General features: G+C 72.5%; 20 protein-coding genes and 1 pseudogene. 4 read left to right on the forward strand and 17 right to left on the reverse strand.

What is annotated here, in order from left to right:
- The first annotated feature begins 245 nt into the window (after positions 1-245).
- Positions 246-2552, forward strand: coding sequence for a glycoside hydrolase family 18 chitinase (locus BI06_RS41930; protein ID WP_043477365.1), 2307 nt, complete (start codon positions 246-248; stop codon positions 2550-2552).
- Between the two features lie 101 nt (positions 2553-2653).
- Here the strand turns inward: BI06_RS41930 and BI06_RS41935 are convergent, their stop codons facing one another.
- The 11 genes from BI06_RS41935 to BI06_RS41985 all read right to left on the reverse strand — a co-directional run bounded on the left by BI06_RS41935 (position 2654) and on the right by BI06_RS41985 (position 13567).
- Complete coding sequence (locus tag BI06_RS41935; protein WP_043477368.1) at positions 2654-3361, reverse strand: hypothetical protein; 708 nt, start codon at positions 3359-3361, stop codon at positions 2654-2656.
- A gap of 106 nt (positions 3362-3467) precedes the next feature.
- On the reverse strand, positions 3468-4526 hold the full coding sequence (locus tag BI06_RS41940; protein WP_082559070.1) for a YeiH family protein: 1059 nt from the start codon (positions 4524-4526) through the stop codon (positions 3468-3470).
- 7 nt (positions 4527-4533) lie between these two features.
- A complete protein-coding gene (locus BI06_RS41945; protein ID WP_030392193.1) occupies positions 4534-5100 on the reverse strand; it encodes a cysteine dioxygenase family protein in 567 nt (188 codons plus the stop codon).
- 137 nt (positions 5101-5237) lie between these two features.
- Positions 5238-6152 carry a LysR family transcriptional regulator gene (locus tag BI06_RS41950; RefSeq protein ID WP_045943776.1) on the reverse strand — a complete coding sequence of 305 codons (915 nt, stop codon included), beginning with the start codon at positions 6150-6152 and terminating at the stop codon, positions 5238-5240.
- A gap of 138 nt (positions 6153-6290) precedes the next feature.
- Entirely contained in the window at positions 6291-7160 is an 870-nt protein-coding gene (locus BI06_RS41955; protein WP_043477371.1) for an amino acid ABC transporter permease, read from the reverse strand.
- Entirely contained in the window at positions 7157-7801 is a 645-nt protein-coding gene (locus BI06_RS41960; protein WP_043477374.1) for an amino acid ABC transporter permease, read from the reverse strand. Before BI06_RS41960 ends, BI06_RS41955 begins: the two co-directional genes overlap by 4 nt.
- A 13-nt stretch (positions 7802-7814) precedes the next feature.
- On the reverse strand, positions 7815-8702 hold the full coding sequence (locus BI06_RS41965) for a glutamate ABC transporter substrate-binding protein (protein ID WP_043477377.1): 888 nt from the start codon (positions 8700-8702) through the stop codon (positions 7815-7817).
- 10 nt (positions 8703-8712) lie between these two features.
- Positions 8713-9432 (reverse strand): amino acid ABC transporter ATP-binding protein, encoded by a 720-nt coding sequence (locus BI06_RS41970; RefSeq protein WP_043477617.1) that lies wholly within the window; start codon positions 9430-9432, stop codon positions 8713-8715.
- Between the two features lie 74 nt (positions 9433-9506).
- Positions 9507-9752, reverse strand: coding sequence for a lipopolysaccharide assembly protein LapA domain-containing protein (locus BI06_RS41975; RefSeq protein WP_030392187.1), 246 nt, complete (start codon positions 9750-9752; stop codon positions 9507-9509).
- Positions 9753-9894: 142 nt separating this feature from the next.
- Positions 9895-11667, reverse strand: coding sequence for an ABC transporter ATP-binding protein (locus tag BI06_RS41980; protein ID WP_043477380.1), 1773 nt, complete (start codon positions 11665-11667; stop codon positions 9895-9897).
- Positions 11668-11758: 91 nt separating this feature from the next.
- Complete coding sequence (locus tag BI06_RS41985; RefSeq protein WP_051742928.1) at positions 11759-13567, reverse strand: ABC transporter ATP-binding protein; 1809 nt, start codon at positions 13565-13567, stop codon at positions 11759-11761.
- A 268-nt stretch (positions 13568-13835) separates the two neighbouring features.
- Here BI06_RS41985 and BI06_RS41990 point away from each other — a divergent pair, with 268 nt between their 5' ends.
- Positions 13836-14699: an aldo/keto reductase gene (locus BI06_RS41990; protein WP_030392184.1), complete on the forward strand. Its 864-nt coding sequence runs from the start codon at positions 13836-13838 to the stop codon at positions 14697-14699.
- A gap of 212 nt (positions 14700-14911) precedes the next feature.
- Here the strand turns inward: BI06_RS41990 and BI06_RS54445 are convergent, their stop codons facing one another.
- On the reverse strand, positions 14912-15808 hold the full coding sequence (locus BI06_RS54445; RefSeq protein WP_051742929.1) for a MarR family winged helix-turn-helix transcriptional regulator: 897 nt from the start codon (positions 15806-15808) through the stop codon (positions 14912-14914).
- 516 nt (positions 15809-16324) lie between these two features.
- Between BI06_RS54445 and fabG the strand changes: the two genes are divergently transcribed.
- Positions 16325-17092: a 3-oxoacyl-ACP reductase FabG gene (fabG, locus tag BI06_RS42000; protein WP_030392182.1), complete on the forward strand. Its 768-nt coding sequence runs from the start codon at positions 16325-16327 to the stop codon at positions 17090-17092.
- A 305-nt stretch (positions 17093-17397) separates the two neighbouring features.
- Here the strand turns inward: fabG and BI06_RS42005 are convergent, their stop codons facing one another.
- Positions 17398-17586 (reverse strand): I78 family peptidase inhibitor, encoded by a 189-nt coding sequence (locus BI06_RS42005; RefSeq protein WP_030392181.1) that lies wholly within the window; start codon positions 17584-17586, stop codon positions 17398-17400.
- A 154-nt stretch (positions 17587-17740) separates the two neighbouring features.
- Between BI06_RS42005 and BI06_RS42010 the strand changes: the two genes are divergently transcribed.
- Complete coding sequence (locus tag BI06_RS42010; protein WP_030392180.1) at positions 17741-18013, forward strand: DUF6343 family protein; 273 nt, start codon at positions 17741-17743, stop codon at positions 18011-18013.
- Positions 18014-18107: 94 nt separating this feature from the next.
- On the opposite strand, the gene BI06_RS42015 is transcribed toward BI06_RS42010, so the two are convergent.
- The 4 genes and pseudogenes from BI06_RS42015 to BI06_RS42030 form a co-directional block, all read right to left on the reverse strand.
- Positions 18108-19538 carry an aspartate aminotransferase family protein gene (locus BI06_RS42015; RefSeq protein ID WP_030392179.1) on the reverse strand — a complete coding sequence of 477 codons (1431 nt, stop codon included), beginning with the start codon at positions 19536-19538 and terminating at the stop codon, positions 18108-18110.
- Positions 19528-21498, reverse strand: coding sequence for a 1-deoxy-D-xylulose-5-phosphate synthase (gene dxs / locus BI06_RS42020; RefSeq protein ID WP_082559071.1), 1971 nt, complete (start codon positions 21496-21498; stop codon positions 19528-19530). Before dxs ends, BI06_RS42015 begins: the two co-directional genes overlap by 11 nt.
- A 138-nt stretch (positions 21499-21636) precedes the next feature.
- Positions 21637-22662, reverse strand: a complete 1026-nt coding sequence (gene hpnH / locus BI06_RS42025) for an adenosyl-hopene transferase HpnH (RefSeq protein ID WP_030392177.1) — start codon at positions 22660-22662, stop codon at positions 21637-21639.
- Positions 22663-22664: 2 nt separating this feature from the next.
- A pseudogene (locus BI06_RS42030) lies at positions 22665-22999 on the reverse strand (hypothetical protein); the annotation flags it as partial.

Below are 22999 nucleotides of genomic sequence, written 5' to 3' on the forward strand. Positions count from 1 at the left end.
GCGGGACGGACGGGTGCGCGCGCCGTCCGTCATGCCCACGACCACCAACTGGTACAGACCTATTGCCAGTTGCCGATCCGCTCCCTACCCTCGGCACAGGATCCTCCGCGGCACCCCGACGGCCCGAGGACCGGTTCCGCGCCGCCCCCATGGCCCGGAGCACACCGCTCCACGCACCTGACACCTCCCCACGGGTAACGGGGCGTCCGGGCCTGCCCCGGGGCCCCAGGACAGGAGCCACATCCATGCGCAGACGTCGGATCAGCCTGCCGCTACTGGCAGCCGGGACCCTGCTCGTCCCGGTCCTCGCCGCAGCCCTTCCCGCCACCATGGCCAGCGCCGCGGCCGAACGCGCCGCCGCCCCGGCCGCCGGGGCCGCCGCCGGGTCCGTCACCGCGGCCTTCGCCAAGGGCAGCGACTGGAGCACCGGCTACGAGGGCAGTTACACCATCACCAACGGCTCCACCGCCCCGGTCAACGGCTGGACGCTGGAGTTCGACCTCCCGACCGGCAACACCGTGGCGGGCCTCTGGAACGCCAGCTACACCACCTCGGCCTCCCACGTCACGGTGAAGAACCCCGGCTGGGCCGCGACCCTGCCGGCCGGCGGCACCTACAACGTCGGCTTCAACATCGCCTACTCCGGCAGCTACCAGCCGCTGAAGAACTGCAAGATCAACGGCCAGCCGTGCGACGGCAGCGGCGGCGACCAGACCGCGCCGACCGTCCCCGGCAACCTCACGGCCGGCACCGTCACCCAGACCTCGGTCGACCTGTCCTGGACCGCCAGCACCGACAACGTGGCCGTCACCGGCTACGACGTCTTCCAGGGCGGCACCAAGGTGGCCACCGCCGACGGCGCCACCACCGGCATCACCGTGCAGGGCCTGACCGCCGGCACCGCCTACCAGTTCACCGTCCAGGCCTTCGACGCGGCGGGCAACCGCTCCGCGGCGGCCGGCCCGGTGAGCGCCACCACCAGCCCCCCGGTCGAGGACCACCAGGCGCCCAGCACGCCGGGCACCCCCGCCGTGACCGGCTCGGACGCCAACTCCGTCTCGCTGAGCTGGACCCCGAGCACCGACAACGTCGGCGTCACGGCCTACGACGTGTACAACGGCACCGCGCTGGCCGTCACCGTGACGTCCCCCGCCGCGACCGTCGGCAACCTGGCTCCGGACACCTCGTACACCTTCACCGTCAAGGCCCGCGACGCGGCCGGCAATGTCTCGCCCGCCTCCGGCCCGGTGACCGGAAAGACCAAGCCCGGCGGCAGCAACCCGGCCGCGATGAAGATCGGCTACTTCACCCAGTGGAGCATCTACGCCCGCGGCTACAGCGTGAAGCAGCTCGACACCTCGGGCTCGGCCGGCCGGCTCACCACGCTCAACTACGCCTTCGCCAACATCCACCCGAGCACCAAGCAGTGCTTCATCACCAACAAGGCGGCCGGTCCGGACAACGACCCGAACGCGGGCGACGGCGCCGGTGACGCCTGGGCCGACTTCGGCAAGGGCTGGGACGCGGGCAGCTCGGTGGCCGGGACCACCGACACCTGGGACCAGAAGCTGGCCGGCAACTTCAACCAGCTGAAGCAGCTCAAGGCCAAGTACCCCAACCTCAAGATCCAGATCTCGCTGGGCGGTTGGTCGTACAGCAAGTGGTTCTCCGACGCGGCGGCCACCGACGCCTCCCGCAAGGCGCTGGTCAGCTCCTGCATCGACATGTACATCAAGGGCAACCTGCCGGTGATCGACGGCCGCGGCGGCGCGGGCAGCGCGGCGGGCATCTTCGAGGGCATCGACCTCGACTGGGAGTGGCCGAACTCCGACGGGCACACCGGGAACATCTTCCGGCCCGCCGACAAGGCCAACTACACCCTGCTGGCCCAGGAGTTCCGCCGCCAGCTGGACGCCCTCGGCGCCACCACGGGCAAGCACTACACGCTGAGCGCCTTCCTCCCGGCCGACCCGGCGAAGGTCACCGCCGGCATCGACATCCCCGGCCTGTTCGGCGCCTTCGACTTCGCCACCATCCAGGGCTACGACTACCACGGCGGCTGGGAGATGGTCACCAACCAGCAGTCCGCGATCAAGGTCGCGGCGGGCGACCCGAACCCGCCGGCCCGGCAGTTCAGCTCCGAGGTCGCGATCGGCGCGTACGTCTCCGGCGGCGCCCCGAAGAGCAAGCTCACGCTGGGCATCCCGTTCTACGGCCGAGGCTGGACGGGCGTCCCGCGCGGCACCACCAACGGCCTCTTCCAGACCGCGACGGGCCCCGGCCCGGGCACCTACGAGGCCGGCTTCGAGGACTACAAGAAGCTCAAGCAGATGGCCACCGGCGGTGGTTACACCATCTACCGGGACCCGGTCGCCGGATACGCCTACATCTACAACGGCTCGGTGTTCTACTCCTACGACGACCCGACCGAGATCGCCCGCAAGACCGCCTGGATCAAGTCCCAGGGGCTGGCCGGCGCGATGATCTGGGCCTTCGACGGTGACACGCCGAACGGCGAGCTGATGGCCGCAGTGGACAACGGCCTGAAGTAGCCCCGACCGTCACACCCCGGCCCGCCCCGCCGACCGCCTCCCGCACTTGGCAAAGTGCAGACTTTGCCAAGTGCGGGAGAGCGGCGAGCGGTCGAACCCGCTCAGCGCGCGCGGCGGGCCAGGTGCACGACGTCGGGCACGCCCCGGGCGACCTCGATCTCGTGGGTCAGCACGTCGGAGAAGCCGGCCGTCCGCAGCTCCTCCTCGAAGGCCGGCGACGGCTGGGCGCTCCAGACCGCCAGCACCCCGCCCGGCTCCAGCCGGTGGCGCAGCACCGCGAGTCCGTCCGCGCCGTACAGCCCGGCGTTGCCGTCGGTGACGGTCCAGTCCGGTCCGTTGTCGATGTCCAGGCACAGCGCGTCGTAGCGGGCGCCGTCGGCCCCGGCCAGGTACTCCAGCAGGTCGGTGTGCAGCACCTCGACCCGCTCGTCCTCCAGCGCCCCGGCCGAGAACGCGGCCAGCGGTCCGGTGCGGTGCCAGTCGATGATCGCGCTCTCGCGCTCCACCACCGCGATCCGGCCCCAGCGCGGCTCGGCCGCCGCGTGCGCCAGCGAGAACCCCACCCCGAGCCCGCCGATCAGCAGGGACGGCCGCGCCACCGGCCCGGTCCGGTCCAGCTCCTCCAGCGCCACCCCGATCAGCAGCCGCTCGGAGCGCCCGTCGGCGGTGTCCATCAGGAAGCAGCCGTTGGCGATGATCTCGTAGTCCTGCCCGCGCCGACGTAGCGCCACTTCCCCGAACGGACCCTCGCGCCGGTCCAGCGTGACGACGGCGGCGGTGCCGTCCCGTTCGGGCAGTGCGCTGTACATGCGGCGGTTTCCTCCGCGGAGTCGGGGGCACGGACACGCGGGTCGGCCTCCGAGGGCCGGACCACCCGCCCGACGATAACCCAGTCGGCCCCGGCGGGCGCCGGATTTACGTGGTGATCAGCACTCCGGCGTACGACACCCCGGCCACCACCAGCCAGGAGCCGAGTCCGAGCAGGGCGATCCGGCCGCCGGTGCGGACCATGGTCGGCAGGTGGACGGCGCTGCCGAGCCCGAACAGGGCGGCCGCGAGCAGCAGCTCCTGGGTGTCCCCGGCGAACGCGAGGGCCCGCTCGGGCAGTACCCCGGTGGTGCGCAGCACGATCATGGCCAGGAACCCGGCGACGAACAGCGGCAGCAGCGGCGGCCGCTTGCCGGCGGTCGGCGCGGTGCCGGCCCGCCGGTGCGAGCGCCGGACGGCCACCGCGACCCCGGCGACCAGCGGCGCCAGCAGGACCACCCGCATCAGTTTGACCAGTACCGCTTCGCGCAGCGCTCCGGCGCCGCCGGTCTGCGCGGTGGCGACCACCTGCCCGACGTCGTGGACGCTGGCGCCGACCCAGCGTCCGAAGCCGCTGGGGTCGAGCCCGAGCGGCTGCTGGAGCAGCGGCAGGACGGCGATCGCCAGGGTTCCGCAGAGGGTGACCAGGGCGACGGAGGCGGCGACGTCCTCCTCCTCGCTGCCGGCGGCCTGGCTGACCGCGCCGATCGCCGAGGCGCCGCAGATCGAGTAGCCGGTGGCGACCAGCAGCGGCTGGTCCCCGGGCAGTCCGAGCCGCCGCCCGAGCCAGAGCGTGCCGGCGAAGGTGGCCCCGACCACGGTGAGCACCATGGCGACGGTGGCCCAGCCGAGGCCGAGCACGTCGTCCAGGCTGAGTTTGAGGCCGAGCAGCACGATGCCGATCCGCATCAGCCGCTTGCCGGCCGTGGAGAGCCCGGGCCGGGCGACGCCGCGGACCACCGGTCGCAGCCCGGGCAGGTGGGCGGCGGCGATGCCGAGCACGACGGCGGCGGTGAGCTTGGGGACGGCGGGGACGGCCTGGTGGACGGCGATCGCGGCAGCCACGCCGAGCACCGCGAGCAGCAGGCCGGGGGCGTCGCCGCCGAGCGGGGGCAGGATCCGGGTGCGGACCGGCCGGACCCGGCGGTCCCGGAGGGTCAGGGCCATTCGGGGGTCACCGCTGTTCCCCGGCGGGCAGCCGGTAGACGCGCCGGATGCTGGTGCCGAGCTTGGCGACGTCGGCGCCGTAGACGTGGACGGAGATGGCGGTGGAGCCGCACGCGTTGCGGACCAGGTGGATGTCGCCGGGCGGGGCGAACGCGGCGACGGTGCCGGCCGGGCCGACCACGTGCTCGGTCTCCACCAGGTGGGCGGTGCGTCCGTCGGAGACCAGCCGGTAGCGGGTCTCGCTCTCCTGGCCCTGGTGGACGCCGGCCACGCACCAGGAGACGTGGTCGTGGATCGGGGTCCGCTGACCGGGGAGCCAGACCAGCGCGACGACCGAGAAGGAGCCGTCCTCCTCGGCGTGGAGGACGTGCTGGCGGTAGCGGTCCGGGTCGCCCTCGCGCTGCTCGGCGGTGAGCAGCTCGCTGTCGCCGAGGTGCGGGGCGAGGCGCTCGCCGACCAGGTAGGCGGTGAGTTCCGGCGGCAGGCCGCGGTCCACCACGGCGCGGATCTCGCCGACGAGGGCGCTCATACGCTCGGTGAGCCGGCCGCTGCCGACCGTGGCTGACGTTGTCATGGCGGTAGCGTCGCCCCGCGCGACCTATCACGTCCAAGGAGGGTTCTTTCGCCCTCCCCCAACCATTGCTTATCAATCAGCCTCGGAGTGATCGGCCCCGGCCCGGTCGGCCCCGGCCCGGCGTCCGGTCCCCCGGATCAGCACCCGACGCGGGCGGCCGCCGCCTGCCGCAGCTGGTCGAGCACCAGGGCGGTGGCGGGGATCCGCCGGTGCTCGCGGAGCACGTACGCGCTGACCTGCCGCCGCAGATGCGGCTCCACGGCCCGGCCGGTGACCTTGCGGTGGCACATGAAGGAGAGCACCAGCGCGGGCATCAGCGCGATCCCGACCCCGGCGGCGACCAGGCTCTGCACCGCGAGGTTGTCGTCGGTGGAGAACACGATGTCCGGCGCGAAGCCCTCCTCCGCGCAGACGTGCAGCAGGTTGGCCCGGCAGCGCGGGCAGCCGGCGATCCACCGCTCGCCGTCGAGGTCGGCGAGCCGGACGGCGTGCCGGCGGCCGAGCGGGTGGCCGACCGGCAGCAGCACCGTGAGCAGGTCCTCCATCAGCGGGATCTCGTCCAGCTCCGGCGGCACCTCGGCCGGCGCGCCGGGGTAGCGGAAGGCCAGCGCGATGTCGCACTCGCCGCGCAGCAGCCGCTGCACGGAGTCGGGCGGCTCGGCCTCCAGCAGTTCGACCCGGACGCCCGGGTGCTCGGCGAGCAGCCGGGCCATGGTCTCGGGTATCAGGGTGGCGTTGGCGCTCGGGAAGGCGCAGACCCGGACGCGTCCGGCGCGCAGCCGGGCCAGTGCGGCCAGCTGCTGCTGGGCGGCGGAGAGACTGCCGAGGATCTGCTCGGCGTGCCGGGAGAGCGCCTCGCCCGCCTCGGTGAGCCGCAGCCCGCGCCCGGCCCGGGTGAACAGCGGCAGTCCGACGCTGCGTTCCAGGGCCTTCATCTGCTGGGTGATGGCGGGCTGGGTGTAGCCGAGTTCGCGGGCCGCCGCCGAGTAGGAACCGGCCCGGACGACCTCGTGGAAGGTCCGGATGTGCCGCGAGTCGAATACCGGCTCCACTGTGCCTCCGCCCGGCCGCCGTGCCACTGCCCGGCAATCATAAGCAGAGTTTGGAGGTATCGAGCCGACCCCCGTTCGCACCTATGGTTCACTCCGGGAACGGACACCCCTCGCGCCCCCGGAGACCGGGCCGCGCGGTCACTGCTGAGCGGTCGGCGGCAGCCCCATCGCCACCTCGGCACTGGCCACCGGCGCCCCGCCCCGCATGCTCGGCCGGCGCCGGCTCTGCCGCTCGACCCAGCGCGCGAACCAGGAGAGCAGCAGGCACATGCCGATGTAGATCGGCGCGATCACCATCACCACCGGGATGAACGGCAGGTCGTAGTCCAGGTTGGTCGCGATCAGCTTGCCCGCGTGCAGGAACTCCTCATAGGTGATCAGGAAGCCCAGCGAGGTGTCCTTGAGCGCCACCACCAGCTGGCTGATGATCGCCGGCAGCATCGCCCGGTTGGCCTGCGGCACCAGCACGTACGCCATGACCTGGGTCTTGCGCATGCCGAGCGCGAAGGCCGCCTCCTTCTGCCCCTTGGGCACCGCCAGCACCCCGGCCCGGAACACCTCGGCCAGCACCGAGCCGTTGTAGAGCACCAGTCCCGCCACCAGTGCCCAGAGCGGGGCCACCTTGAGCGCGACGAAGATGAAGAAGATCATCACCAGCAGCGGCATGGCCCGGAAGAACTCCACCACCAGCGTGGACAGCATCCGCACCGGCCGGTGGTCGGAGAGCCGCCCGGCGGCGAACAGCGCGCCGAACGGCAGCGCGAACAGCACCGTCCAGCCGAAGGCCTTGAGGGTGTTGCCGAGCCCGCGCAGCAGCAGCTCCTGGACGCCCTTGTACTCGAAGGCCATCCACTTGGACTCGGTGAACTGCTGGGTGTGGAAGAGCATGTAGACGATCCAGCCGAGCAGCGCGGCGATCGCCAGCAGCGCGATCCCGCCGTACAGCCGGTGCCGGGCGAGCGCCTTCGGGCCCGGGACGTCGTAGAGCGCCGAGGATTCCACCGTCATCGCGCGACCGCCACTCGTCGTTCCAGCAGGTTGAACACGAGGCTGACGGCCAGGGTGATGATCAGGTAGCCGACGGCGATCCAGACGAAGGTCCAGACGATGCTGTAGCCCAGCTCGTTGATGGTCCGGTAGGTGCCGAGCAGCTCGGTGACGCTGAACGAGCCCGCGATCGCCGTGTTCTTCGCCAGCGCGATCATCACACTGCCGATCGGGGCCACCACCGACCGGTACGCCTGCGGCAGGACCACCAGCCCCATCGTCTGGCCGAAACTCATGCCCAGGCTGCGCGCCGCCTCGCCCTGGCCGACCGGCACGGTGTTGACGCCCGCACGCATCGCCTCGCAGACGAAGGCCGAGGTGTAGCAGCCGAGCGCGAGCACCGCGAAGGTGAAGAACGGCAGGGTGATGTCGAAGCGCGGCAGTCCCAGCACCACGATGAAGAACAGCAGGGTGAGCGGGGTGTTGCGCAGCAGCGTCACCCAGGCGGTGCCGAACACCCGCAGCGGCTTCACCGGCGAGACCCGGAAGCTCGCGATCAGCACCCCGAGCACCAGGGCCAGCACCGCGCTCACCAGGAACAGCGAGAGGGTCCCGAGGAAGCCCTCCCAGTAGGTCGACCAGTTGTCGGTCAGCGTCTTCACAGCCGGCCCTCCCTCAGTACCGGTCGATCGGCGGCGGGCCGGGCGCGGGGATCCCGGACAGGCCGAGGGTCGCGTCGTACGCCTTCTTCCAGTCGCCGTTCTCCTCGTGGTGCGCCAGCGCGTCGTTGAGCGCCCCGCGCAGCACGGTGTCGTTCTTGGGCGTGCCGATCCCGTACGGCTCCTGGGAGAACAGCGGGCCGACCACCTTGAGCTCGTCCGGCACCTTGGCCGCGTAGCCCATGAGGATGGTGTTGTCCGTGGTGACGGCGTCCACCTGGGAGGTGATCAGGTTGTCCACGCAGGCCGAGTAGGTGTCGTAGCCGATCAGCTCCGCCTTCGGGTACTGCTTCTGGATCCGCTGGTACGGGGTGGAGCCGGCCGCCGAGCAGACCTTCTTGCCGTCCAGGTCCTGCGGCCCGTTGATGTCCTTGTTGCTCTTGCGCACCAGCAGCGACTGCCCGGCCAGGTAGTACGGCCCGGCGAAGCCGACCAGCTTCTTGCGGTTGTCGTTGATGGTGTAGGTGCCGACGTAGTAGTCGACCTGGCCGTTCTGCAGCGCGGTCTCGCGGTTGGCCGAGGCGATGGTGCGGAACTCGATCCGGTCCGGGCCGAAGCCCAGGTCGGCGCCGACCATCTTGGCGATCTCGATGTCGAAGCCGGAGTACTGGCCGGTGGCCGGGTTCTTCTGGCCGAGGTAGGGCTGGTCCTCCTTGGCGCCGACCACCAGGTGCCCCCGGGCCCGGGCGGCGTCCAGGGTCGGGGAGCCGGTGACCGGGCTCCCGGTCGCCACCTGGTAGCTGGGCAGCGCGCTGGGCTGCGGCCCCTTGGGCGGCGGGGTGCCGGGCTTGCCGCAGCCGGCCAGCAGCAGGGCCGCCGCCAGCAGGGCGAAGGTCTTCTTCACGGGCCGGGCCTCAGTGCTTCAGGATCTTGGAGAGGAAGTCCCGGGCGCGCTCGCTCTGCGGGGCGTCGAAGAACTCCTCCGGCGCGCGGTCCTCGACGATCCGGCCGTCCGCCATGAAGACCACCCGGTTGGCGGCGGAACGGGCGAAGCCCATCTCGTGGGTCACCACGATCATGGTCATGCCCTCGTGCGCCAGCCGGCGCATCACGTCCAGCACCTCGTTGATCATCTCGGGGTCCAGGGCCGAGGTCGGCTCGTCGAAGAGCAGCGCCTTCGGGTCCATCGCCAGCGCCCGGGCGATCGCCACCCGCTGCTGCTGGCCCCCGGAGAGCTGGGCCGGGTACTTGTCCGCCTGGTCGGCCAGCCCGACCCGCTCCAGCAGCGCCCGGGACTTGGCGTCCGCCTCCGCCCTGGCCCGCCCGCGCACCTTGATCTGCGCCAGCGAGACGTTCTGCAGCACGGTCCGGTGCGCGAACAGGTTGAAGGACTGGAAGACCATCCCGACCTCGGCCCGCAGCCGGGCCAGCCCCTTGCCCTCCTCGGGCAGCGGCTGACCGTCGATCAGGATGGTGCCGGACTCGATCGGCTCCAGCCGGTTGACGGCCCGGCAGAGCGTGGACTTCCCGGAGCCGGACGGCCCGATCACCACCACGACCTCGCCGCGGCCGATCGTCAGCTCGATGTCCTGGAGCACGTGCAGCGCGCCGAAGTGCTTGTTGACCCCGCGCATCTCGATCAGCGGGGTGAAGCCGCCGGGCCCGGGACCGGAAGCCGGCCCGGGCCCGGGTGGCGGCTCGGCGGTGCTCACCGTCCGCGCCGCCCCTTCAGCAGCCAGCCGAGGGCCGCGCCGGCGATCAGGGTGCCCAGCAGGGCGATCCAGAGCGGAGCGGTCACGGTGAACACCCAGAACTGGATCTGCACCTTGTCGAGGTTGGCGAACAGGAACCACACCGCGAGGACGACGATGACGCCGATCCCGATGTACCGGGTGGGGATCCCACCGATCTCACTGCGCTTGGTGCCGGAGGCGCCGTCCGAAATCTTGGTCACCCGTGCAGTCTGCGGGCGAATGGCAGGGTTTGCCCGGCCACGCGCCCGGGAGTAACCCGCACGGGGCAACCCCGCCCCGTGCCGGGCCACCTCCCGTCACGCTCCGTCATGCCCGGTCATGATGCGTCAGCAGCCCGGCCTCTCACCCCTCGTCCCGCCAGGAGCGCCACAGCGCCGCGTACGGACCGCCGGCCGCCACCAGCTCCGGGTGGCTGCCGTACTCGCTGATCCGCCCGTCCTCGACCACCGCGATCACGTCCGCGTCGTGCGCGGTGTGCAGCCGGTGCGCGATGGCGATCACCGTACGGCCCTCCAGCACCCGGGAGAGCGAACGCTCCAGGTGCCGGGCGGCCCGCGGGTCCAGCAGCGAGGTGGCCTCGTCCAGCACCAGGGTGTGCGGATCCGCCAGCACCAGCCGGGCCAGCGCCAGCTGCTGGGCCTGCGGCGGGGTCAGTGCGGCGCCGCCGGAGCCGACCTCGGTGTCGAGACCGGCCGACAGCGCGTCCACCCACTCCCCGGCGTCCACCGCGTCCAGGGCTCCGCGCAACTCGGCGTCGTCCGCACCGGGCGCGGCCAGCAGCAGGTTGTCCCGGAGCGTTCCGACGAACACATGGTGCTCCTGGTTGACCAGCGCGACCTCGGAGCGCACCCGCTCGGCCGGCATCCGGGACAGCGCCGCCCCGCCGAGGGTCACACTGCCCCGGCCCGGGGCGTAGATCCCGGCCAGCAGCCGGCCCAGCGTGGACTTGCCGGCCCCGGACGGCCCGACCAGGGCCACCCGGCTGCCCGGGGCGACGTCCAGGCTGATGCCGTGCAGCACATCGGCGCCCTCCCGGTAGCCGAAGCGCACGTCCCGCGCCTCGACCCGCCGCCCGCTCGGCCGGACCTCGTCGTCGTTCTCCGCCACCGGCACCTCGTGCACGCCGACCAGCCGGGCCAGCGAGGCCTGGCCGATCTGCAGCTCGTCGTACCACCGCAGGATCAGGTCGACCGGGGCCAACAGCGCCTGCGCGTACAGCACCCCGGTGGTCAGCTGGCCCACCGAGATCCAGCCCCGCAGCGCGAACAGCCCGCCGAGCACCAGCGGACCCAGCACCGCCAGGGTGTACACCGCGTCGATGGTCGGGAACCACGCCGAACGCAGCCAGAGGGTGTACCGCTCCCAGGCGATCCACTCCGCCAGCTTGCGGTCCGTCAACCGGACCCGCTGGTCGCCGAGCCGCAGCGCCTCCACCGTCCGGCCCGCGTCCACCGTCTCGGCCAGCACGGAGTTCACCGCCGCGTACCCGGCCGACTCGTTCCGGTAGGACTGCGGGGCCCGCCGGAAGTACCAGCGGGAGGAGGCCAGCAGCAGCGGCAGGCCGAGCAGCGAGGTGAGTGCCAGCAGCGGCGAGGTGACCACCAGCGCGCCGAGGACCAGCAGCAGCGAGACGATCGCCACCGCCAGCTCGGGCACCGCCTCGCGCACCGACTTGTCCAGCCGGTCGATGTCGGTGGTGCCGCGGGAGACCAGGTCGCCCGTCCCGGCCCGCTCCAGCACACCGGTCGGCAGCGCCACCGAGCGGACCAGGAAGTCCTCCCGGAGGTCGGCCAGCACCCGCTCGCCGAGCACGGCGCCGCGCAGCCGCGACCACCAGGTGAAGGCGGACTGCACCGCCAGCGCGAGCAGGTACCAGGCCACGGCCACCGTGATGGTGGACCCGGCGGTACCGGTGGCCAGCGACTCGACCAGGGTGCCGAGCACCCACGGCCCGACCAGCCCGGCGACGGTGGCCACCGTGTGCAGCCCGACCACCGCCGAGAACGCCCCGCGGTGGCGCCGGGCCAGCACCCGGAGGTAGCCGCGCACGGCGGCCGGGGAGCCGACCGGCAGCGTGGTGGCCGGCCCCTGCTCCTGCTGGACGGGGGGCTTCATGCGTCACTCCTCGGCTCGGACGGGATCGGACGGTTCCACCTGGGCACGGCGCCGGGGCACGCCCCGGGCGCCCCGGGCGGGCGGCGGAGCCTCATGACCGCTCCCCCACCGGTGCCGGCACCTCGGCCCCCGGCCCGACCCGCGCCGGCTCCTCCTCGCGGGTCACCACCGCCCGGTAGGCCGGCTCGCCGCGCATCAGCTCGCGGTGCGAACCGCTCGCGGCCACCCGGCCGTCCCGGACCAGCACCACCCGGTCCGCCCGGTCGAGCAGCAGCGGGCTGGTCGCGAGGACCACCGTGGTGCGCCCCTCGCGGTTCTTCCGCAGCCCGGAGGCGATCCGGGACTCGGTGTGCGCGTCGACCGCGCTGGTCGGCTCGTCCAGCACCAGGACCGGCGGGTCGGCCAGCAGCGCCCGGGCCAGCGCCAGCCGCTGGCGCTGCCCGCCGGACAGCGAGCGCCCCCGCTCGGTGATCTCCGCCCGCATCACCTCGCCACGGCCGGTCAGGCCCGCCGAGCCGTCCACCAGGGCGTCGAGCACGTCCTCCGCGCGGGCGGCGGCGAGCGCCTCGGCGGGGTCGACCCGGCCGGAGGAGGGGATGTCGAACAGCGCCGCCAGGGTGCCGGAGAGCAGCACCGGCTCCTTGTCGTGCACCAGTACGGCGGCCCGCGCCTCGGCCAGCGGGACGGTGTCCAGCTCGACGCCGCCGAGCCGGACCGAGGGCTCCGGCCGCCCGTCCTCGGCCACCGGGACGTGGCCGCCGAGCCGCTCGGCCAGCGCCCCGGCGAAGTCCGGGTCGCCGCAGACCACCGCGGTCAGCTCCCCGGCCCGGGCGGTCAGCCCGGTGACCGGGTCGAACAGGTCGGAGCGCGCCGGATCGGCGAGCCCACTCGTCCCGGTCGTGTCGGTCCGGGTGAGCGAGAGCACCCGGACGGCCCGGCCGGCCGAGACCCTGGCGACGCTCCAGGCGTGCGCCGCCTCGCCGAGGATCCGCAGCGGCGCGGCCAGGAAGGCCGTGGCGCCGTAGACCGCGACCAGGGTGCCGATCGAGATCCGCCCCTCGGCCGCCTGCCGGGCGCCGTACCAGGTGATCCCGACCACGAACAGCCCGGGCAGCAGCACCTGCTGGGCCTGCATCAGGGACCAGATCCGGGCCGAGCGCACGGCGGCCGAGCGGACCTTCTGGGAGGCCGCCCGGTAGCGGTCGAGGAAGAGCTCCTCGCCGCCGATGCCGCGCAGCACCCGGAGTCCGGCCACCGTGTCGGCGGCCAGCTCGGTCGCCTTGCCGCCGAGCGCGCGCTGCTCGGTGTAGCGGCGCTCGAACGGCCCCAGCAGCGGCCAGACCGAGGCGGCGAGCACCGGCACGCCGAGCAGCACGGCCAGCCCGAGCACCGGTTCGGTGGCCAGCACCGCGGCGCTCACCCCCAGCCAGACCACGATCGCCCCGCGCAGCCGGGCGACGAGCTCGACGTACCAGCCGATCTTCTCGACGTCCCCGCTGCCGACCGCGACGATCTCGCCGGTGGCGATCCGCCGGGACAGCCCGGAGCCGAGGTGGGAGGCCTGACGGGCCACCAGCTGACGGACCTGGCAGGCGGCGTGGATCCAGTTCCAGACCGCCTGACGGTGCAGCAGGACGGTGCCGACCGCGGAGACCGCCGCCAGCGCCAGGGCGAGCGCGCCGGCCCGCCACAGGGCGCCGGAGTCCCCGTCGACGACGGCCTGGACGCCGAGGCCGACCGGCAGCGGCAGGGCCGCCTGGCAGCCCATCTCCAGCAGCGACCAGCAGGTGGCGAGCACCTGCCCGCGCCGCTGGCCGCGCTGGAGCCAGCGCAGGAAGCCGAGCGGGGAGGAGAGTTCCGGGCGGCCGGGGTCGGCCAGCGGGAGGGTTTTGAGCAGCATGACACTCCGTTGGAGGCGGCGCGGGCGGAGGGCGAGGGGAGGCCGGTAGGGTCACGGCCGTGGGTCGGTCAGGAGGTCATGGCAGCGAGACTGCCAACCCGAATGTGATCTGCGCAACAGGTTTTCCGCCCGTCGGGCCCACCCCGTAGGCTGCTGCAAGCGCCGGTAGCGCGCGTCGGAAAATTTCTCCGGGACCGGGGAACAAATCCGGCGCCCCCACCGGTTGCCCCCTAGGAACCGTGGACGACCAGGAGAGGGCACTCCTTCAGTGAGCAACATCCCGAGCCTCGAGCTCAACGACGGCAACCTCATCCCCCAGCTCGGCTTCGGGGTCTGGCAGGTGCCGGACGCGGAGGCCACCGCCGCCGTCCGCGCGGCGATCGAGGCGGGCTACCGCTCCATCGACACCGCCGCGATCTACGAGAACGAGACCGGCACCGGCAAGGCCGTCGCCGACGCGCTGTCCGGCGGCCTCGCCCGCGAGGACCTCTACATCACCACCAAGCTGTGGAACTCCGGCACCCGCGACTGGTCCGGCGAGCAGGGCCGCGACGCGGTGCTGCGCGAGTTCGACGCCTCCCTGGAGCGGCTCGGCCTGGACTACCTCGACCTCTACCTGATCCACTGGCCGCGCCCGATGCACGGCAGCTACGCCAATGTGTGGAAGGCCCTGGAGCAGCTGCGCGCCGACGGCCGGGTCCGGTCGGTCGGCGTCTCCAACTTCGGCACCGAGCAGCTCACCCGGTTGGCCGAGGAGTCCTCGCTCGTCCCGGTGCTGAACCAGGTCGAGCTGCACCCGTACTTCCCGCAGGAGGAGCTGCGCGCCTTCCACGCCGAGCACGGCATCGCCACCGAGGCGTGGAGCCCGCTCGGCCAGGGCAAGGACCTCCTCGGCGAGCCGGCTCTGGTCCGGATCGCCGAGAAGCACGGCCGCACCGTCGCCCAGGTGGTGCTCCGCTGGCACCTGCAGAGCGGCATCATCGCGATCCCGAAGTCGGTCACCCCCTCGCGGATCAAGGAGAACCTCGACGTCGCCGGCTTCGAGCTGGACACCGAGGACCTCGCCGCGATCGCCGGTGTCGCCACCGGCACCCGGATCGGCCCGGACCCGCAGGGCTTCGACTGGAACTGACCGGACCGCCGGTGTCGCCACCGGCCCCCTGTCAACGGCGAAGGCCGCCCTCCCGCATCGGGGAGGGCGGCCTTCGCCGTGTTGACCCGCGAACCGACACCGGTCCGGGGCCGACGGCCCACGGTCGAGGACGGCCGGCCGACGGGTGAGCGACGGACGACCGCGGAGCGACCGGATGGCGAATCGTTTTGCCGGACGGCCGAGGCGTTCGCCTACAGCCGCGCCGCCTTGGCGATCAGCGCGAGCGCCGCCTCGTGCTCGTGCTCCTCCAGCGGAGCCAGCAGCAACCGCTGGACCTGGGCCACGCCCGCGGACGAGCGGTGCAGCAGGTCCTGACCCGCCGGCGAGAGCGACAGCAGGTTGCGCCGCCCGTCCGAGGGGTCGCGGCGACGCTGGACCAGGCCGCGCCGGACCAGCCGGCTGACCATCTCCGCCATCGTGGCCTTGTCCAGCGAAGCGAGCTCGCCCACCGTGCGCTGGTCGGCGCCCGGCTCCAGCTCGAGCGCGTCCAGCACCGCGTACTGCGGCGCCGTCAGCTCCGAACCGACGTGCTCCGACCAGAGCTTGGTGTGCACCTGCTGGCTCACCCTGATCAGGTAGCCGATCGCCCTCTGGGCGTCCAGCATCGGTCGCGCGTCCGTCAGGACGGCGACCTGGGCCGGCTCCAGTCTGGCTATCTTGGCCATCACACGGACAATCTCCAGCTGCTCCTCCGAGGTGAGCGGCTCGAAGAGCGTGCGCTGCACACGGACCACTCCGCCGGTGGCCTCGCGGACAGCCTGGGCGCCGCTCTGCGAGAGAGCGAGCAGCTTGCGCCGGCCGTCGGCCGGGTCTCGGCGCCGCAGCACCAGGCCGCGCCGGACCAGCCGGGCGACCATCTCGGCCATTGTGGCCTTGTCGAGCGAGGCACGCTCACCCACGGTCCGCTGGTCGGCGCCCGGTTCGAGGGCGAGAACCAACAGGACCGCGAACTGCGGGGCCGTGAGATCGGCCCCGACATGTTCGGACCACAGTCGAGTGTGGACCTGCTGTGCAACGCGGATGAGGTGTCCGGGCGACTGCTGCAGTCGCGCGGACACGCGGGTCGTCGGGATCTCCCCCAGCACCATGTATCCGTCCCGATGTCACACCCGGTGTGTGTGGGACACCCGGGTGGGGCAGTAACGGCGAGTGGGCGTCCCGCTGTGAGGGAGGGCGCTCCAGCCGTGCAGCCGGTGGCTGCTGGCGGACACTATACAAACGGCAGGCCCTCGCTGGCAGGCAGGGGCGGATAGTAGACGCAGGTTCGGCAACATTGGCATATTTACTCGCCGCGCCGACCCGCCGGTAACCCGTTCGCAGGAGAAAGCCGACCGGTCGGTCCTTACCCTCGGTCACCTGCGCCTTCGCCCTGGCCGCGCTCCCTACCCGCCGGTAGGGTATGGCCACCCGGGCGGATCCGCCCTCCGGATCGGCCCGGTGGAACCCGAGAGCCCGCCGTACGGTTCCTGGGAGTTCCCTGAGTACCGCGTTCCGGAACGGAACCGCGTCCGACCGGTCACCGGGGCGATCCCCGGGCGACACCCGAGCGACATCCGCGGACTCGCTCCGACGTCCGCGGACCTCCGAGAGAGACGAGACCGAGCATGACCGAGCAGACCACCTCCCCGCGGGTCGCCGTCGTCACCGGCGCCGCCCGCGGCCTGGGCGCCGCCACCGCCGTCCGCCTGGCCGCCGACGGTTACGCCGTCGCCGTGCTCGACCTGGAGGAGTCGGCCGGCCGGGAGACCGTCGAGCGGATCACCGCGGCGGGCGGCCGGGCCCTCGCGGTCGGCGCGGACGTCTCCGACGCTGCCCAGGTGCAGGCCGCGGTCGACCGGATCGTCGCCGAGCTCGGCGCCCCCGTCGTCCTCGTGAACAACGCGGGCGTGCTGCGGGACAACCTGATCTTCAAGATGACCGAATCCGACTGGGACACGGTCATGAACGTGCACCTCCGCGGGGCGTTCCTGATGACCCGGGCGGTCCAGAAGTACATGGTCGACGCCGGTTTCGGACGGATCGTCAACCTCTCCTCCTCCTCGGCCCAGGGCAACCGCGGTCAGGCCAACTACTCGGCCGCCAAGGCCGGTCTGCAGGGCTTCACCAAGACCCTGGCCATCGAGCTGGGCAAGTTCGGCATCACCGCCAACGCGGTCGCCCCCGGCTTCATCGCCACCGACATGACGGCCGCCACCGCGGCCCGGGTGGGCATGGGCTTCGAGGAGTTCAAGGCCGCCGCGGCCACCCAGATCCCGGTGCGGCGCGTGGGCGAGCCGGAGGACGTGGCCAACACGATCTCCTTCTTCGCCGGCGAGGGCGCGGGCTTCGTCTCCGGTCAGGTGGTCTACGTGGCCGGCGGCCCCCTCGACTGAGCCCGCGAACCTACACAGGGTTACCACGGGGTGGGAACCGGCTCGGCCGGTCTCCCGCCCCGTGTTTTTTTGCCTGAATTTGGGAAGAGGCACACGAACACCATACGGACATTCGATCCGAAAACGTCTCCGGAGCGTCCTGAAGCGTCCTCGAATGATCGGAGAACGCCTTTGCCACGGAATTCGGAATGCCTCCGGTAATGCCCCCGGGGCCATATGTGGGGTTACCGCCCACCGCCCGTCGAACGACGGCGAACGACGGCGAGGACAGTGAAGGACCGTGAAGGACACAGGACGGACACGCCCTAGCCTTCCCAGCTACGCACCACCACCCCGTCGCGCACCGCGAGGTTGAGCCGCCCCTCCCGGTAGTCCATCGTCATCGCCGCGCCCTGCGGCAGCACCCGCACCGAGGCCCACCCGTGCCGACGGGCCAGCTCCTCGGCCCGCTCGACCCGCAGCCCCGCGTAACCCTCCGCGTCCGTGTCCGTCATCGCCCCTCCCCGGCTCGCCCAGCGGACGTACGCTGGAATCGTAGACCGCCTGTACGAGGACCGCCTGTACGAGCCGGCCGCGTGCGACGTACGGCCGGGAGCCGGGGCCGGGAAGGACCGGCGAGGAGCGGCGAGGACCGGGAGGTGACCGCGGATGCCCGCCACGACCCCGCGGCGATGGCGCAGCGGCACCGAGCCCGCCACCGCCCGCAGCGACCTCAAGCTGCGCTACCTGCTCTCGCTGACCTTCACCCCGCTGTTCGCCCTGGCCACGGCGGGGTTCGCGGTCTGGGCCGCGAACGCCCCCGAAACGGGTGCGCCGAGCCGGGGCACCCTCGTCGGCTTCGCCGTGGCCTGCGGGCTCCTCACCCTGTTCGCCGCCGTCGATCTGGTCGTCGTGCTCCGGCGCCGCCGGACCGAGCTCTGACCCGCCGCCTCCCGCAGGGTGGGAACCCGGCGACCGGGCAACCCGACGGCCCCGGACACCCCGCCCCCACCCCGCGAAACGCCTCCGCGCGGACTCAGCGCCCGCCGACCGCCTGCTTCACCAGCGTCCGCCCGAAGTCCCACATCAGGCCGCTCCCCCGGTGCGCGTCCTCCATCACCTCGGTGAACGCCTCCACGAACCGGTCCACGTCCCGCTCGGTGATGATCAACGGCGGAATCAGCTTGATCACCTCCAGATGGTCCCCGGACACCTGGGTGAGGATCCGGTGCCGCTGCAGCAGAGGCACCACCACCATCTGGGCGAACAGCCCCTTGCGGGCCGCCTGCAGGGCCGTCCAGCCGGTCCGCAGCTTCAGCGACCTCGGCCGCCCGAACTCGATCCCGATCATCAGCCCGCGCCCGCGCACCTCGGCGAGCAGCTCGTAGCGGTCGACCAGCGCGGTCAGGCTCGCCCGGAAGTAGTCGCCCACCTTGCGGGCGTTCTCCACCACCTGCTCGTCCCGGATCACCTCCAGGGTCGCCAGACCGGCCGCCATCGCCTGCGCGTTGGAACCGAAGCTGGCCGAGTGGACCAGCACCCGGTCCATCGAGGAGTACACCTTCTCGAAGATCCAGCCCTTGCCGAGCGTCGCCCCCACCGGCACGTAGCCGCCGGAGAGCGCCTTGGCCGCGCACACCAGGTCCGGCAGCACGCCGTCCTCGTCCTGGTAGGCGAAGAACTCGCCGGTGCGCCCGATCCCGGTCTGCACCTCGTCGCAGATCAGCAGCGCCTTGTGCTCGTGCAGCAGGTCCTGGGCGGCCCGCAGCCAGCCGGGCGGCGGCGCCTGCACGCCCTTGCCCTGGATCGGCTCGACGATCAGCGCCGCGACGTCACCGCGCTTCAGCTCCTTGGCCAGCGCGCCGAGGTCGCCGAGCGGGATCGCGGTGTCCGGCAGCAGCGGGTCGAAGCCCTTGCGGAACCCGTTCTCGCCGTTCACCGACAGGGAGCCGGTGGTCAGCCCGTGGAAGGCGTGGTCCGCGTACAGGATCCGGCGGCGGCCGGTGGCGTACCGGGCGAACTTCAGCGCCGTCTCGACCGCCTCGGTACCGCTGTTGCCGAAGAACACCCGGTCCAGCCCCGGTGTGTACGACAGCAGCCGCTCGGCGAGCAGGCCGGGCAGCGGCGAGCAGTCGAAGCGGACCAGGTCCGGCAGGTCGAGGTCCATCACCTGCTGGACGGCCGAGCGGACCACCGGGTGGTGGCGGCCCAGCGCGAAGATGCCGAAGCCGGCCAGCATGTCGAGGTACTCGTTGCCCTCGGCGTCGTAGAAGTACTGGCCCCGGGCCCGCTCGTAGTACTTGTCGAAGCCGATGGTGTGCAGCATCCGGGCCAGTTGCGGGTTCAGGTAGCGGCTCTGCAGCTCGTACCGCTCCTTGCCCCGCTCGGCGAGCAGTGCGGCCAGGTCGAATCCCGGTGCGGTGCGGTCGGGACGCCGAGCGGTGCGGTCGTCGGGGTCAGCCGGCATGGCGCTGGTTCGCTCCTCGGTTCGGAAGGTCCCGGTCCGTGAGGTCCCGGGCCGGAAGCTCCCGGTCCGGCAGTCCACCGGCCGGCAGCAGGTGCTTGGCGAAGGCGGCGGTCTGGGCGGCGACCCCGGTACCGGTCAGCCCGGTCTCCTCCAGGATCTCCCCGCGCGCGGCGTGCCCGAGGAACTCCTGCGGCAGGCCCAGCACCCGCACCGGGACGTCCACGTCGGCGTCCCGCAGCGCCTGGGCGATCGCCGCGCCGACGCCGCCGGCGCGGCCGTTGTCCTCGACCGTGACCACCAGCCGGTGCCGGGCGGCGAGCTCCGGCAGGGCCGGGTCGACCGGCTTGACCCAGCGCGGGTCCACCACGGTCGCGGTGAACCCCTCGGCGAGCAGCAGCCGGGCCGCGTCCAGGCCGGCGGCGGCCGTGGTGCCGACAGTGACCAGCAGGATCTCCGGCAGCTCCCCGGTGCGCAGCAGCACGTCCACGCCGCCGATCCGCTCGATCGCGGGGACGGCCGGGCCGATGGTCGCCTTGGGGAAGCGCACCACGGTCGGGGCGTCGGCGACGTCCACCGCCTCGCGCAGCTGGGCGCGCAGTTCGTCGGCGTCGCGCGGGGCGGCGAGCCGCAGCCCGGGGACGACCTGGAGGATCGACATGTCCCACATGCCGTTGTGCGAGGCGCCGTCCGGGCCGGTCACCCCGGAGCGGTCCAGGACGAAGGTGACGCCGAGGCGGTGCAGCGCGACGTCCATCAGCACCTGGTCGAAGGCCCGGTTGAGGAAGGTCGCGTAGACCGCCACCACCGGGTGCAGTCCGCCGGTGGCCAGGCCCGCCGCGCTGGTGACGGCGTGCTGCTCGGCGATGCCGACGTCGAAGGTGCGCTCGGGGTACGCCTTGGCGAACTTCGCCAGGCCCACCGGCTGGAGCATGGCGGCGGTGATCGCCACCACGTCCGGGCGTTCGGCGCCGACGGCCAGCAGCTCGTCGCCGAACACCGAGGTCCAGGAGACGCCGGTACTGGGCGAGATCGGCAGGCAGGTGTAGGGGTCGATCGGGTTGACGGCGTGGAAGCGGTCCGCCTCGTCCTGCTCGGCGGGCCGGTAGCCGCGGCCCTTGACGGTGAGGCAGTGCACGATGACCGGGCCGCCGAAGCCGCGGGCCTTGCCGAGCGCGGACTCCAGGGCGGTGAGGTCGTGGCCGTCGATCGGGCCGAGGTACTTGAGGCCGAGGTCCTCGAACATGCCCTGCGGCGCGAAGGCGTCCTTGAAGCCCTTCTTGGCGCCGTGCAGCGCCTCGAAGATCGGCTGGCCGACCACCGGGGTGCGCTGCAGGGTGCCCTTGCCCCAGGAGAGGAAGCGCTCGTAGCCCTGGGTGGTGCGCAGGGTGGCGAGGTGGTTGGCGAGGCCGCCGATGGTGCGGGCGTACGAGCGCTCGTTGTCGTTGACGACGATGACCAGCGGCCGGTCCTTGGCGGCGGCGATGTTGTTGAGCGCCTCCCAGGCGAGGCCGCCGGTGAGCGCGCCGTCGCCGATCACCGCGACGGTGTGCCGGTCGTGCTGGCCGAGCAGCTGGGCGGCCTTGGCCAGGCCGTCGGCGTAGGAGAGCGCGGTGGAGGCGTGCGAGTTCTCGACCAGGTCGTGTTCGGACTCGGCCCGTGAGGGGTAGCCGGACAGGCCGCCCTTGGTCCGCAGCCCGGAGAAGTCCTGCCGGCCGGTGAGCAGCTTGTGGACGTAGCTCTGGTGGCCGGTGTCCCAGACGATCCGGTCGTGCGGGGAGTCGAAGGCGCGGTGCAGGGCGATGGTCAGCTCGACCACGCCGAGGTTGGGGCCGAGATGGCCGCCGGTCCGGGTGACGGCGTCGATCAGGAACTCCCGGATCTCGCCGGCCAGCCGGGGCAGCTCGGCGGCCGGGAGGGCTCTCAGGTCCGCCGGGGATGTGACGCTGGAGAGCAGTGACATGGCTTTCACCTCACGACTCGGAGCGGTGCGGTGGTGCCCCCGGTCGGGCCGCGGCCTCGCGGGGTGGGAGTCCGGCCCGGGTTCGGGCCCGGGCCGGACGGGGCGGACGGCCGGTGGGCCGTCCGCCGACGGGTGCGGTCAGCGGCCCCGGTTGGAGCCGACGGTGTCGGTGATCGCCCGCAGGGACTCCTTGAGGGAGCCCATGGTGGCGAGGACGGCGGTCGGCTCGTAGCCGCAGTGCGCCATGCAGTTGGAGCAGCGGGCGTCCTTGCCGCGTCCGTACTTGTCCCAGTCGGTCTTCTCGATCAGCTCGCGGTAGGTCGGCACATAGCCGTCGGCCATCAGGTAGCAGGGCCGCTGCCAGCCGAAGAGCGAGTAGTTGGGGATGCCCCAGGCGGTGCACTCGAAGTCGACCTTGCCCTCCAGGAAGTCCAGGAAGAGCGGGCTGTGGTTGAGGCGCCAGCGCCGCCGGTTGCCGCCGGCGAAGGTCTTGCGGAACAGCTCGCGGGTCTGTTCGACGCCGAGGAAGTGCTCCTGGTCGGGTGCCTTCTCGTAGGCGAACGCCGGGGAGATCATCATCTCGTCGACCTGGAGGTCGTCGTTGAGGTAGTCGAGCACGTCGATGATGGTCTGCGGGGTGTCGGTGTTGAAGAAGGTGGAGTTGGTGGTCACCCGGAAGCCGCGCCGCTTGGCCTCCTTGATCGCCTCCACCGCCTCGTCGAAGGTGCCCTCCTTGGCCACCGAGGCGTCGTGCCGCTCGCGCAGCCCGTCGATGTGCACGGTGAAGGTGAAGTACGGCGAGGGCGTGAACTTGTCCAGCTTCTTGCGCATCAGCAGCGCGTTGGTGCAGAGGAACACGTACTTGCGGCGTTCGACCAGCTGACGGACGATCTCGTCGATCTGCGGGTGCATCAGCGGCTCGCCGCCCGCGATCGAGACCATCGGGGCGCCCGACTCCAGGACCGCGCCGACCGCCTGGGCGACCGGCATCCGCTGCTTCAGCACCCCGGCCGGGTGCTGGATCTTGCCGCACCCCTCGCAGGCCAGGTTGCAGGCGAAGAGCGGTTCCAGTTCGACGATCAGCGGGAACTTGTCGCGTCGCTTGAGCTTCTGCTGCATGAGGTAGGTGCCGACCCGCACGGTCTGGCGCAACGGCATGGCCATGGCTAGCTCGCCTCCTGGGGGAGCGTCGAGGATGTGGGGTGGTCGAGGGTGGCGGGCGAGGGCCGGTCCCGGCCCGCCCGGTCGTTCCGCAGGTGCCAGTCGACCAGGGCGGGCACCGTGGCTCGGAGCGTCCGCCAGGCGCGGACGCCGGCCGGCAGGGTCCCCGGGCGGAGCAGTTCCCGCTCGGGGGTGTCGACGACGACCCGCAGCACGGCCGCGGGCAGGCCGGGCCGCAGCTCGCTGAGGGCCGCCAGCACGGCGGCGGCCTCCATGTCGACGGCGAGCGCGCCCTGCAGGTGCAGGGCGCGCCGTTCCAGGCCGCGCACCACGTGGTCGG

Source organism: Kitasatospora sp. MBT66 (assembly GCF_000710405.2).
Lineage (GTDB): Bacteria > Actinomycetota > Actinomycetes > Streptomycetales > Streptomycetaceae > Kitasatospora > Kitasatospora purpeofusca.